The organism is Lysinibacillus zambalensis, from assembly GCF_040183165.1.
In the GTDB taxonomy this organism is placed as follows: domain Bacteria; phylum Bacillota; class Bacilli; order Bacillales_A; family Planococcaceae; genus Lysinibacillus; species Lysinibacillus zambalensis.
The window spans coordinates 135,286-146,971 of record NZ_JBEGDG010000010.1 but is presented as its reverse complement, the minus strand read 5'-3'; the positions used below and the strand labels follow the sequence as shown (position 1 = coordinate 146,971).

General features: G+C 36.5%; 13 protein-coding genes. 11 read left to right on the top strand and 2 right to left on the bottom strand.

What is annotated here, in order from left to right:
• Window positions 1–8 precede the first annotated feature (8 nt).
• From ABNX05_RS14755 to ABNX05_RS14720, 8 genes are all read left to right on the top strand, one after another.
• A complete protein-coding gene (locus tag ABNX05_RS14755; RefSeq protein WP_349660403.1) occupies window positions 9–539 on the top strand; it encodes a hypothetical protein in 531 nt (176 codons plus the stop codon).
• Between the two features lie 58 nt (window positions 540–597).
• On the top strand, window positions 598–1,473 hold the full coding sequence (locus ABNX05_RS14750) for a hypothetical protein (protein ID WP_349660402.1): 876 nt from the start codon (window positions 598–600) through the stop codon (window positions 1,471–1,473).
• A gap of 169 nt (window positions 1,474–1,642) precedes the next feature.
• On the top strand, window positions 1,643–2,992 hold the full coding sequence (mtaB, locus tag ABNX05_RS14745) for a tRNA (N(6)-L-threonylcarbamoyladenosine(37)-C(2))-methylthiotransferase MtaB (RefSeq protein WP_349660401.1): 1,350 nt from the start codon (window positions 1,643–1,645) through the stop codon (window positions 2,990–2,992).
• Between the two features lie 403 nt (window positions 2,993–3,395).
• Window positions 3,396–4,067, top strand: a complete 672-nt coding sequence (deoC, locus tag ABNX05_RS14740) for a deoxyribose-phosphate aldolase (protein WP_079563484.1) — start codon at window positions 3,396–3,398, stop codon at window positions 4,065–4,067.
• Between the two features lie 580 nt (window positions 4,068–4,647).
• Window positions 4,648–5,133, top strand: a complete 486-nt coding sequence (locus ABNX05_RS14735) for a DedA family protein (RefSeq protein WP_349660400.1) — start codon at window positions 4,648–4,650, stop codon at window positions 5,131–5,133.
• Window positions 5,134–5,358: 225 nt separating this feature from the next.
• A complete protein-coding gene (locus ABNX05_RS14730) occupies window positions 5,359–5,586 on the top strand; it encodes a spore coat associated protein CotJA (RefSeq protein WP_349660399.1) in 228 nt (75 codons plus the stop codon).
• Window positions 5,579–5,842, top strand: a complete 264-nt coding sequence (locus ABNX05_RS14725; protein WP_079563481.1) for a spore coat protein CotJB — start codon at window positions 5,579–5,581, stop codon at window positions 5,840–5,842. Before ABNX05_RS14730 ends, ABNX05_RS14725 begins: the two co-directional genes overlap by 8 nt.
• Before the next feature lie 127 nt (window positions 5,843–5,969).
• Window positions 5,970–6,539: a manganese catalase family protein gene (locus ABNX05_RS14720; protein WP_079563480.1), complete on the top strand. Its 570-nt coding sequence runs from the start codon at window positions 5,970–5,972 to the stop codon at window positions 6,537–6,539.
• Between the two features lie 68 nt (window positions 6,540–6,607).
• Here the strand turns inward: ABNX05_RS14720 and ABNX05_RS14715 are convergent, their stop codons facing one another.
• Window positions 6,608–7,264, bottom strand: coding sequence for a potassium channel family protein (locus ABNX05_RS14715; protein ID WP_349660398.1), 657 nt, complete (start codon window positions 7,262–7,264; stop codon window positions 6,608–6,610).
• A gap of 25 nt (window positions 7,265–7,289) precedes the next feature.
• Window positions 7,290–8,627: a TrkH family potassium uptake protein gene (locus tag ABNX05_RS14710; RefSeq protein WP_349660397.1), complete on the bottom strand. Its 1,338-nt coding sequence runs from the start codon at window positions 8,625–8,627 to the stop codon at window positions 7,290–7,292.
• A gap of 223 nt (window positions 8,628–8,850) precedes the next feature.
• On the opposite strand from ABNX05_RS14710, the gene rpsU reads away from it, so the two are divergent.
• The 3 genes from rpsU (at window position 8,851) to floA (ending at window position 11,684) form a co-directional block, all read left to right on the top strand.
• On the top strand, window positions 8,851–9,024 hold the full coding sequence (gene rpsU, locus ABNX05_RS14705) for a 30S ribosomal protein S21 (RefSeq protein WP_004227078.1): 174 nt from the start codon (window positions 8,851–8,853) through the stop codon (window positions 9,022–9,024).
• Between the two features lie 323 nt (window positions 9,025–9,347).
• Window positions 9,348–10,676, top strand: coding sequence for an NfeD family protein (locus ABNX05_RS14700; protein WP_349660396.1), 1,329 nt, complete (start codon window positions 9,348–9,350; stop codon window positions 10,674–10,676).
• Between the two features lie 3 nt (window positions 10,677–10,679).
• A complete protein-coding gene (gene floA, locus ABNX05_RS14695) occupies window positions 10,680–11,684 on the top strand; it encodes a flotillin-like protein FloA (protein ID WP_349660395.1) in 1,005 nt (334 codons plus the stop codon).
• The last annotated feature ends 2 nt before the right edge of the window (window positions 11,685–11,686 follow it).

Genomic DNA, 11,686 nt, shown 5'->3' with positions numbered 1-11,686 from the left:
GAATAAGAATGTTTAAAAAACGATTTAAAACTGAGGTAGTGCCAGTTAATGAATATACGGATTTCTCTGATCGATTTGAGGGTGATGAAAAATATGCCACATTAAGACATGTAGCCATAGCTGCATCTGTTCCGGTAATCACAGCTGTTGGTACAGGGTTATTTATGTTTAACAAATTTCATAGCGCAATTTCCTCCTTAAACATTCCTGTAGATGCTCCAGTCCAACATGTATTAGCTCCAGCGATGGCACAAATACCGTCCGCAGTACCTCTTAATGCTATAGCTCAACCAACAGGTATAATCGCAGATAAGTCACTAGAAATGTTAGCTACAATTTTAGATCCTGTAATTCAGGTGATGGTTTCAATATCATTTCCGATTGCAAGTGTGATAATGATTGGTGCATGTTTTTTCTTCATGTTTGGAAATAACGAAAAAGCTTGGTCCATGATAATGAATGCGGGATTAGGTTATGTATTAATTCAGATGTCACCATTATTTTTGGATATACTTAGAACGATTGGTAAAGCTATTTAAAGACTTTCGCTATGATATAATCATTTTAAAAATAATAAATATTACAAAAGGAGAATTCATGGATTTAACTAGTTTAATTACCACAATAATTAGTGCAACAGCAGCTTTAGTGGCTATTATAGGAGGATTTTTAGTTAGCCGAGTAATTTCGCTTTCAAATGACCAGAGCTTTTTAAGAAGAAAAATTGAGGAAATAAATATAACTATTGAAAGTAAAACAGACTTGGTAAAAAGTATTACTAAATATCTGTTTGAAGATGATTTAAAGGATTTTGTTACTAAAAGTAATATGAAATTATTAATTGATGATTATTCATTAGAAGAAATAATTAGGGAAGATGACTACACTTACCTTTCAAAAGAAGAATTAGAGCCATATTTTATAATATTATTAGAAATTAAAGAAGAAGTGTATAAAATCTATCATTCTGACAGTTATTCAATGGAATTTTTTGAGGAAATTATCGAACAAAAGAAAATCAAACATATTGAACGAAGCGAATGGTACTCAATTATGTTAGACGCTATTATCTCTTCTGAAACTATTTTGGGCATATCTTCAATGCCATATTCACCAATAATTAGACGAACAATTGCACCAACAAATACAGATTATAAAGATAAGAAACGAGAAAAAGAGCAACTTATATATGAAATAGAAGTTCTTCGTAAACAAGAGTTAGAACAATGGAGAGCAATAACTGATCAATTAGAAACAAAATGGGTTTGGTCAGGAATAGGAGTGCTAATTTATTCATCAATCTTCGGTATATTATACCCAGCAACTTTATTACCGTACGATATCAATATTTATAACAATGAACAAACAAAAACTTTTTTATTAATACTTTTTGGAAGTTGTTTACTTTCGATATTTATATATTTAATCTTCGCTACTTATAAATTAACAAATTTTAAAGCAATGAAAAAGTAGAATAGGATCATAAGGCCTATACGATAAAAAGACCACTTCGTGAATACTTTTGGATTTTATTCAACAAAATGAGCCTAGCTAAAAAACTAGGCTCATTATATTTATTTGTGCTATTATAAGACACGTTAATAAATTTTTGTAGTGTACTCTTGAAAGGATGATATATATTATGAGTTACGAGCGTACGAAAACCGTATCTCTAAATACTTTAGGTTGTAAAGTAAATCATTATGAAACAGAAGCAATTTGGCAGTTGTTTAAAGAAGAAGGCTATGATCGTACGGAGTTTGATCGTCAAGCAGACGTCTATGTCATTAATACATGTACAGTAACAAATACAGGGGATAAAAAATCACGTCAAGTTATTCGTCGAGCTATTCGTCAAAACCCAGACGCTGTCATTTGTGTTACAGGCTGTTACGCTCAAACATCTCCAGCTGAAATTATGGCAATTCCTGGTGTTGACATTGTTGTAGGAACACAGGATCGTACAAAATTACTTGGCTACATAGATCAATATCTTACTGAACGCCAACCAATTAATGCTGTGCGTAACATTATGAAAAATCGTGTGTATGAGGAATTAGACGTGCCTGCATTTACAGACCGTACACGCGCATCTTTAAAAATACAAGAAGGCTGTAATAACTTCTGTACGTTTTGTATTATTCCGTGGGCACGTGGGTTAATGCGCTCTCGAGATCCTCAAGAAGTATTGAGCCAAGCCCAACAACTAGTGGACGCAGGGTATCTTGAAATTGTACTAACTGGTATTCATACAGGTGGCTATGGACAAGACTTAAAAGATTACAATTTAGCCCAGCTTCTACGTGATTTAGAGGCAAATGTAAAAGGCTTAAAACGTCTTCGTATTTCTTCGATTGAGGCAAGTCAATTAACAGATGAAGTGATTGAAGTTTTACGTGAATCAAAAATCGTTGTTAACCACCTACACATTCCAATCCAATCTGGCTCAGATACAGTTTTAAAACGTATGCGTCGTAAGTATACAATGGAGTTCTTCGGTGAACGTTTAACTAAACTACATGAAGCTTTACCAGACTTGGCTGTCACTTCTGACGTAATCGTAGGTTTCCCAGGTGAAACTGAGGAAGAGTTCATGGAAACATATAACTTTATTCGTGACCATAAGTTTTCTGAATTACACGTATTCCCATTCTCTCCACGTACAGGTACACCAGCTGCGCGCATGGAGGACCAAATTGACGAAAACATTAAAAACGAACGTGTTCACCGATTAATCGCTTTAAATGATCAATTAGCGAAGGAATATTCTTCTCGCTTTGAAGATCAAGTGCTAGAGGTAATTCCTGAGGAATTCGTGCATGATGAAAGTGGTGAGGCAGGGCTCTTAACAGGTTATACTGATAATTACTTAAAAGTAGTATTTGAAGGTCCTGAAAGCCTAATCGGTCAGCTTGTAAAAGTGAAAATTACACAAGCTGGATATCCTCATTCTAAAGGACAATTTGTTCGTGTATTAGAAACTATAAAATAACAAAAGAGTACCTATGAATAGAAACACCGTTCAAACTTTGAACGGTGTTTTGCTATATTTTAACTTCTTTCTGTCTAAATACCCGCGGAAGCGAAGGGGATACCTGGGGAAGCGTGGGAATACCCGCGGAAGTGTGGGAATACCCACGGAAGCGTGGAAATACCCGCGGAAGGAGAGCGAATACCCGCGGAAGGAGAGTAAATACCCGCGAAAGCGGAGCCATGGAGTTAAATGTGCAAGCACAAACACGATTCCGGATGTAATTATGCCTAGGGATGATGGAGTTGTTTCTAAAATAATTTGAATTCATCTAATTTCATTCAAAATTAGACGGAAACGTTAAAAAATGTTATGATTCCAGAGAGGTACGTACAACTTGTTGATAGAAGGAGAGTCTAATAAAATGGAACAAAATTTCGCACGTATGATTGATCACACATTATTAAAGGCTGAAGCTACAAAAGAGCAAATCGAAAAATTGTGTGCAGAGGCAAAACAATTTAACTTTGCTTCTGTTTGTGTAAATCCAACTTGGGTGAAATATAGCAGCGAGCTTTTACAAGGCTCAGATGTTTTAGTTTGTACAGTAATTGGCTTCCCTTTAGGTGCTAACACACCAGCTGTTAAAGCATTCGAAGCGAAAGATGCGATTGCTAACGGTGCAAAAGAGGTAGACATGGTTATCAATATCGGTGCATTAAAGGATAAAAACTATGACCTTGTGCAAGCAGATATTGCTGCAGTTGTTGAAGCGGCAAAAGGTAGCGCACTTGTAAAAGTAATTATTGAATCTTGCCTACTAACAGATGAAGAAAAAGTAAAAGCATGTGAGCTAGCTGTGGCAGCAGGTACTGACTATGTGAAAACATCAACAGGTTTTTCTACTGGTGGCGCAACTGCAGAAGATATTGCCTTAATGCGTAAAACAGTAGGCCCAGATTTAGGTGTAAAAGCTTCTGGCGGTGTACGAAGCTTGGAAGATATGCAAAAGATGGTTGAGGCTGGAGCTACTCGTATTGGAGCAAGTTCTGGTGTTGCTATTATGAACGGATTAATTGCAGATTCTAATTATTAATAGTAAGGACTACGGGGCTGTTCGTTATGGATTAGCCCCGTTTTCATTGAAATTTTGATTGAGAGTCTAATAATGGAAAATATTCATTTCCTGAAATGATATTCCTGTACATAAAAAATGAGCAAATTGATAAATTCCATTAGCATTTATGGATGATTATTATAAAAATTTAACCTATTGAACGATTGTTGTTGTTTTATTCACAATACACCTCTTTTTAACTCATGGTAGATGATGTATTATGAAAAGTACTTGTAAAAATGTACAGAGAGGAATATCATCATTTTTATGTGTTATCATTAAGAATCTTATGAATATAAAAATCTTGATGATTGGGTCATTTTACAAGAACTTTGTATAGATACGAACCGAATTTTTACATAGCTTAGTAACATCGATAATATAGGGAATTTAAGATTGAATGCGTAGATCATTAGCAGGTCAATCAAAAACTATTATTTAATCTTAATTGCCTCTCCGTTTTTAATAATCCTTCGAGTGTTTTAAATGAAAAAATGGGGGAATATATGATGTTTAATGAAATAGGTAACGATTTGTATTAAAAAAGGAGAAACTATTCGTGGAATTCATAAGCAGTTTTATAAGTCAATATGGATACCTAGCTATATTTTTAATCTTATCTTTAGGAATAATTGGCTTACCCATTCCCGATGAGATCTTAATGACGTTTGTGGGATTTTTGTGTCATGAGGGACATTTAAACTTTCTATTGAGTATTATCTTAAGCTTTTTAGGTGCATCCACTGGTATGGTATTTAGCTATGCAATTGGAAATAAATTAGGAACGCCATTAATAATAAAATATGGAAAGTGGTTTGGACTAAATAATAGACGGTTTACTAAAGTTGAACGTTGGTTTCATCGTTTTGGACCGTGGACAATAATTATAGGATATTTTGTTCCGGGGATTAGACACGTTACAAGTTACATGTCTGGAATCACACAGATGAAGTTTAGTACTTTTCTGGCTTTTGCTTGTTTTGGTGCGATGGTATGGGTAATTATTTTTATTTCTATAGGATATTTTCTTGGAGTAACATTTTAAAAATAAATAGGTGTAATTTTTATCTGTGCGTCTGATGGGCAAAGGACCCTACCAAACTAAACATAAAATATAGCTCGCATTTTTTAAATGCGAGTTTTATTATGTGTTCATACTTATACATGATATGCGAATTATTTGCTACGATTAAATAGATCTATGTCTGAATATAAATTAAATCTACTTCATATACTCCACTGATGTAATTGATACAGAAGGGAGGATACAATGTTTACTCAATATAAGTATTGGAAGCCTTTTGTTAGTCCGTTCGATCCATGTCCACCTATAAGAGTTAAAAGTTTTTCAACACCGCCTCAATTATATATGGGTTTTCAACCGCCTGGGCTACCGCAATACCCAACCCCTAGAGAAGCTCTCAGATCAGGCACGTTATGGCCTCAATTATTTAGCCCCTATCCAAATCCCCAACAAGGAGGGATAAAGAATGAGTAAGGAGATGCCACCCGAATTTTATACGCTACTTGAAGAAATCCAAGCTATTGATTTTGTAATAGTGGAATTAAATCTTTATTTAGATACTCATCCTCACGATTTTGATGCTATTCAGCAATTTAACGAAAACACTGAAATCAGTATGCGACTTAAGGTTGAATTTGAACAGAAATTTGGTCCGCTTATGAATTTTGGGAGAAGCTATTCAAATTATCCGTTTAATTGGATAGATACACCTTGGCCATGGCAAGTTTAACTGTCTATTGAAAGTGTAACGTCGGCTACCAAATGTATTAGTGGTTTTTTGTGCACGCCCAAAGCCGATTCTAAATGCAATTATGCTCCAGGCATAATTGATTATGAGTAACTAGGAGGAACTATTTTTGTGGTATTATGAAAAAAAGCTCCAGTATCCTGTAAGGGTTAGTACATGCAACCCTATGCTGGCTAAGTATTTAATTGAGCAGTATGGTGGTGCAGACGGGGAATTAGCAGCAGCCCTTAGATATATGAATCAGCGCTATACGATTCCAGATAAAGTAGTTGGACTGTTAACCGATATAGCGACAGAGGAGTTTTCTCACTTAGAAATGATTGCCACGATGATTTATAAACTAACAAAGGATGCTACTCCAGAGATGCTAAAAGAGGCAGGTCTCGGAGAGCACTATGTTAATCATGACAGGGCATTATTTTATCAGAATGCAGCTGGATCACCGTTTACGGCAACTTATATTCAAGCTAAAGGGGATCCGATTGCTGATTTGTATGAGGATATTGCAGCTGAAGAAAAGGCAAGGGCGACATATCAGTGGATTATTGATTTATCAGATGACACTGATTTAAATGATAGCTTGAAATTTTTACGTGAACGAGAAGTTGTTCATTCTCAACGTTTCAGAGAAGCTGTAGAGATTTTAAAAGACGATAGGGATAGCAAGAAAATCTTCTGAAAAATAACGAAGGCTGTTTCAAAGGAGAAATCTTCTTCGGACACAACCTTCGTTATTTTGTATTTTATCTATTCAACACTTGAAAATATAGTAAGATCCTTTCTATGGCCAATCATAACTAATAGATCGCTTTCTTCAATAATCTGATCAGGAGAGGGTAAGATGGTAATATTACCGTCCCGAACTATGGCAATAACACTGACATTATATTTCGAACGAATGTCTAAATCCCGTAAACTTTGTCCGGCCATTTTAGAAGGAATCATAATTTCCTCTATACTGTATTCCTTTGATAATTCAATATAATTCAGCATGTTTGGTGAAAGAAGCTGATTAGCTACTCGCTCACCCATATCTCTTTCAGGGTAAATAACCCAATCAGCTCCAACCTTTTCTAAAACCTGTCCATGTCTTTTGCCGAGAGCCTTTGCAATTATTTTTTTTATGCCTATTTCCTTTAATAATGAGACCGTTAAAATACTTGATTGCATATCAATACCTATAGCGACAATGACACAATCGAAATTTCTGATTCCAATGGAGTTAAGTGCTTTTTCTTCTGTCGTATCAGCAACTACTGCGTGTGTAACATAAAGTTCAGCATCTTCGACTCTTTCCTCATTAATATCGATTCCTAAAACTTCATTCCCGGCTTCGTATAATTTGCGGGCTACGCTTACACCAAACCTACCTAGACCTATAACAGCATATTGTTTGATCGTCATTGTGTGCATCGCTCCTTTATTATGGTTAGCCAATCATAATTTTTCCTTTTGGATGACGGAAAGCCTCCGTTTTTCGACGATTTGTAATGGCGAAAGCAATTGTTAAGGGGCCTAATCTTCCTACAAACATTGTTAATATAATCAGAAGACGGCCGCCGGTTGATAGCTCGGGAGTTAGCCCCATTGTAAGTCCAGCTGTTCCGAATGCAGAAGTAGCCTCAAATAAATACATCATAAAACTATGACGTTGTTCAATAAGACTTAAGACGATGGTAACGATTACGACTATCATCATCCCACACATTGTAACTGTTAAAGCTTTTAAAATCGTTTCATTAACAATTCTACGCCTAAAAAGCACTACATCTTCTTTCCCTTTCATTTGACACCACATCGTAGCAACTAAAACAGCGAAAGTCGTTATTTTGATACCTCCAGCAGTTGATCCAGAACCTCCTCCGATGAACATTAACCAAATGATTAAAAATAATGTTGAATGTGTTAAATCACCAATAGGGAGGGTATTAGAGCCAGCAGTTCTAGGTGTCACAGCTTGGTATAATGAACCAAGAATTTTGCCCCATTCAGATAGTGGGCCAATGGTTTTACTATTGTTGTATTCAAATAAGAAAATTAATAGCGTCGAGCCTACTGTTAATATAAACGTAGTAGTTAAAACAATTTTTGTATGCACTGAAAGTCGCTTCGTTCCGCGGTATTCATATAGTTCGTTAATAACAATAAATCCTAAGCCCCCAATCGTAATAAGTGCACAAATAGTGAATACGACGAAAGGATCATCTACATACTCTGTTAAGCTCTTAAAGTCACCCACTATATCAAAACCAGCATTATTAAAATTCGAGATGGCATGGAAATATCCGAAGTAAAAGGCTTTACCTACAGGCATATCGAACGAAAAACGTATAGATAAAATGAAGCCACCTATCATTTCAATTAATGCAGTAAATAACAGGATCCTTTTAACTAATTTAACTAGGCCAGCTATTGTAACGTTATTAAATGCCTCTTTTAACAAAAGTCGTTCTTTTAAAGAAATTTTTTTTCCTAATAGTAAAAATAATAACGTCGCAAATGTCATAAAGCCCAGTCCGCCAATTTGGATAAGAAAAAGAATAACTAATTCTCCAAATATCGAAAATGTATCGCCGGTATCTACAACAATCAGTCCTGTTACACAAGTAGCGGAGGTAGCGGTAAATAGAGCATCTAAAAATGAAAGACCATTAGCGTCGACCGTTGCAATGGGGAGCGTTAAGAAAAATGTTCCGATTAAAATGATGATGGCGAAGCCCAAAACAAGTGCTTTTGGAGGATTTAATTTATTGATAAATGTTTTCATTTTATTCTCCTCATTGAACCTATAATTAATAAAATTTGTATGTTTATTGTTGTCCAAAAGTGAGCTAAAAATTCTTAAGGGAATAAAACCAAAAATTCACCAGATTAATTCGTACACTTTCTATTGACCATTTTTAGACAATACGTTATAATTCTTTAGTACACAGCAAATGGTTATTAGCCTATTTGTGTATTGACGTGTGTTCGGAGGGAGGGAAAGAGAGATGTCAAAAACTGTCGTTCGCAAAAACGAATCGCTTGAAGATGCTCTTCGCCGCTTCAAACGTACTGTATCAAAAAGTGGTACAATTCAAGAAGTTAGAAAGCGCGAGTTCTACGAAAAACCTAGCGTAAAACGTAAAAAGAAATCAGAAGCTGCACGTAAACGTAAGTGGTAATTTAATTTCCCATTAAAAATCCCTACGTTCATAACACGCAATTGTATGATTCACTGAGCAGACAAAAATATACCTGAAATTAATCTCATGTCGATTAATTTCAGGTATTTTACATTAGCTCAATTTTACGTACATATTGGAGAAGCCGAATGTGATCTTTGTGATTCATTCGGCTTTTATGTTACATACTTATAGTAGAAGCCTTATCCGGGGCCACATAAGTTAATAATTCACTGTATAATAAAATTATTAGGATTTATGAAACTTTTTGCAAAGTCAGTCGTATATACAGGAGAGAAGCATGTTAGAAGGGAGGGAAAAAGATGCGAAGACGAAGAATCCTCAGTTATTTACTAGTTATTTGGATGACATTTTTGTTAGCGTTTCCACTAACGTCTGCTTTTGCAAGTAGCGAGGTCTACCACATACCAATTCATAATGAAGTAGAAAGAGGACTTCACGCATTTTTAGAACGAGCTTTTAAAGAGGCGGAAGAAAACAATGCAGAAGCGATTATTTTAGACATTCATACACCTGGTGGTTTTGTGAATGCAGCCGGTGATATTGCAATGCTTATGGATGCAACGGATATACGTAAAATTGCGTACATTAACAAAGATGCTCATTCTGCAGGTGCCTTTTTAGCCTTACATGCGGATGAAATCTACATGGTGCCAAATGGAACGATCGGGGCGGCTGCAGTTATTGATTCAGCAGGAAATGCAGCAGATTTAAAGGCTCATAGTGCATGGGTTGCTCAAATGGAGGCAGCTGCAGAATCAAAAAAACGCGATCCAAAATATGCACGAGCAATGGCTGATGTATCTGTTGATTTACCAGAATTTCGAGCAGGAGAAGGGAATTTATTAACGTTATCAGCTTCAGAGGCAGAAAAAGTTGGTTATTCTGATGGAACGGTTTCGAATTTCCAGGATCTTTTAAAAGCAACGCAAATAGATGAGCGTGACATCGTTCCGATTGAACCTACTTTTGCTGAAAAACTTGCTCGTTTTATTACAAATCCGATTATCGTTCCGATTTTATTGTCGATTGCAAGCTTGGGGCTTGTAGTTGAGCTATATTCGCCAGGTTTTGGTGTTCCGGGTATAATGGGATTGTCAGCGTTAGGATTATTTTTCTTCGGTCATATGGTGGCGGGCTTGGCAGGTTATGAGACATTACTTTTATTTATTGTAGGTTTAGCGCTTGTTATAGCGGAGTTTTTTGTCCCAGGGGGTATTGTTGGTATTTTAGGTGGTGCGCTAATATTACTAAGTCTAATACTGGCAGGTGCAAACATGATGCAAATGATTATAGCGATTTTCATTGCATTTGTTGTAGCGATAATAGGAATGGTGATCTTGATGAAATTTTTCGGTAAAAAATTACATGTTTTAAACAAGCTTGTCTTGATGGATGCGACAACGACGGAAGAGGGCTATGTATCTAACGTGAATCGCACAGAACTGCTTGGAAAAGTGGGTAAAGCGATTACACCCCTTCGTCCGGCGGGTACAATGTTATTTGGTAGTGAACGCATTGACGTAGTATCGGAAGGTGGCTACGTTGATGCTGGAAATCATGTAGAAATTATTAAAGTAGAGGGCTCACGAATTGTTGTGAGACGAACAGAAAAAGAGATGGAGGAATAGCAAATGGGTTTTGATTTAGCTTTATTAGGTCCAATTGCAGGGCTAGTCTTATTATTCATTGTAGTCGCGGTATTCTTTACCTTTGTACCAGTGGCGCTATGGATTTCTGCACTTGCTGCAGGTGTCCGTGTTAGTATTTTCACATTAATCGGTATGCGTTTACGTCGTGTAATCCCATCACGAATCGTGAACCCATTAATAAAAGCACATAAAGCAGGATTACCTGTTACGATCAATCAACTTGAAAGTCACTATTTAGCAGGTGGTAATGTTGACCGTGTAGTAAATGCGTTAATCGCGGCTCATCGTGCAAATATTGAGTTATCATTTGAACGTTGTGCAGCTATTGATTTAGCGGGACGTGACGTATTAGAAGCGGTACAAATGTCTGTTAACCCGAAAGTCATTGAAACACCATTTATTTCAGGTGTTGCGATGAACGGGATTGAAGTAAAAGCGAAGGCACGTATTACTGTACGAGCAAACATTGAACGTTTAGTCGGTGGTGCTGGTGAAGAAACGGTTATTGCTCGTGTAGGTGAGGGGATCGTTTCGACAATTGGTTCGGCTGTGCATCATACAGAAGTTTTAGAAAACCCTGATATGATTTCTCAAACGGTTTTATCAAAAGGTCTAGATTCAGGTACAGCATTTGAAATCTTATCGATCGATATTGCTGATGTTGACATCGGCAAAAACATCGGTGCTGAATTACAAATTGAACAAGCACAGGCTGATAAAAACATTGCCCAAGCGAAGGCTGAAGAACGTCGTGCGATGGCTGTAGCGAACGAGCAAGAAATGATTGCACGCGTACAAGAGATGAAAGCGAAAGTAGTAGAAGCTGAAGCTGAAGTACCACAGGCTATGGCAGAGGCTCTACGTTCGGGTAATCTTGGTATTATGGATTACATGAACTACCGTAACATTCAAGCAGATACAGCGATGCGAGACTCCATTTCTAAAGTAGGCTCAGATAAATCAGAAACTAATGAATCTAACCAATAAAA

What these genes read in the sequence shown, in the direction of transcription:
- mtaB (WP_349660401.1), top strand. Translation starts at nt 1,643, where the DNA reads ATGAGTTACGAGCGTACGAAAACCGTATCTCTAAATACTTTAGGTTGT.
- ABNX05_RS14710 (WP_349660397.1), bottom strand. Translation starts at nt 8,627, where the DNA reads ATGAAAACATTTATCAATAAATTAAATCCTCCAAAAGCACTTGTTTTG.
- ABNX05_RS14750 (WP_349660402.1), top strand. Translation starts at nt 598, where the DNA reads ATGGATTTAACTAGTTTAATTACCACAATAATTAGTGCAACAGCAGCT.
- ABNX05_RS14755 (WP_349660403.1), top strand. Translation starts at nt 9, where the DNA reads ATGTTTAAAAAACGATTTAAAACTGAGGTAGTGCCAGTTAATGAATAT.
- deoC (WP_079563484.1), top strand. Translation starts at nt 3,396, where the DNA reads ATGGAACAAAATTTCGCACGTATGATTGATCACACATTATTAAAGGCT.
- floA (WP_349660395.1), top strand. Translation starts at nt 10,680, where the DNA reads ATGGGTTTTGATTTAGCTTTATTAGGTCCAATTGCAGGGCTAGTCTTA.
- ABNX05_RS14700 (WP_349660396.1), top strand. Translation starts at nt 9,348, where the DNA reads ATGCGAAGACGAAGAATCCTCAGTTATTTACTAGTTATTTGGATGACA.
- rpsU (WP_004227078.1), top strand. Translation starts at nt 8,851, where the DNA reads ATGTCAAAAACTGTCGTTCGCAAAAACGAATCGCTTGAAGATGCTCTT.
- ABNX05_RS14715 (WP_349660398.1), bottom strand. Translation starts at nt 7,264, where the DNA reads ATGACGATCAAACAATATGCTGTTATAGGTCTAGGTAGGTTTGGTGTA.
- ABNX05_RS14725 (WP_079563481.1), top strand. Translation starts at nt 5,579, where the DNA reads ATGAGTAAGGAGATGCCACCCGAATTTTATACGCTACTTGAAGAAATC.
- ABNX05_RS14730 (WP_349660399.1), top strand. Translation starts at nt 5,359, where the DNA reads ATGTTTACTCAATATAAGTATTGGAAGCCTTTTGTTAGTCCGTTCGAT.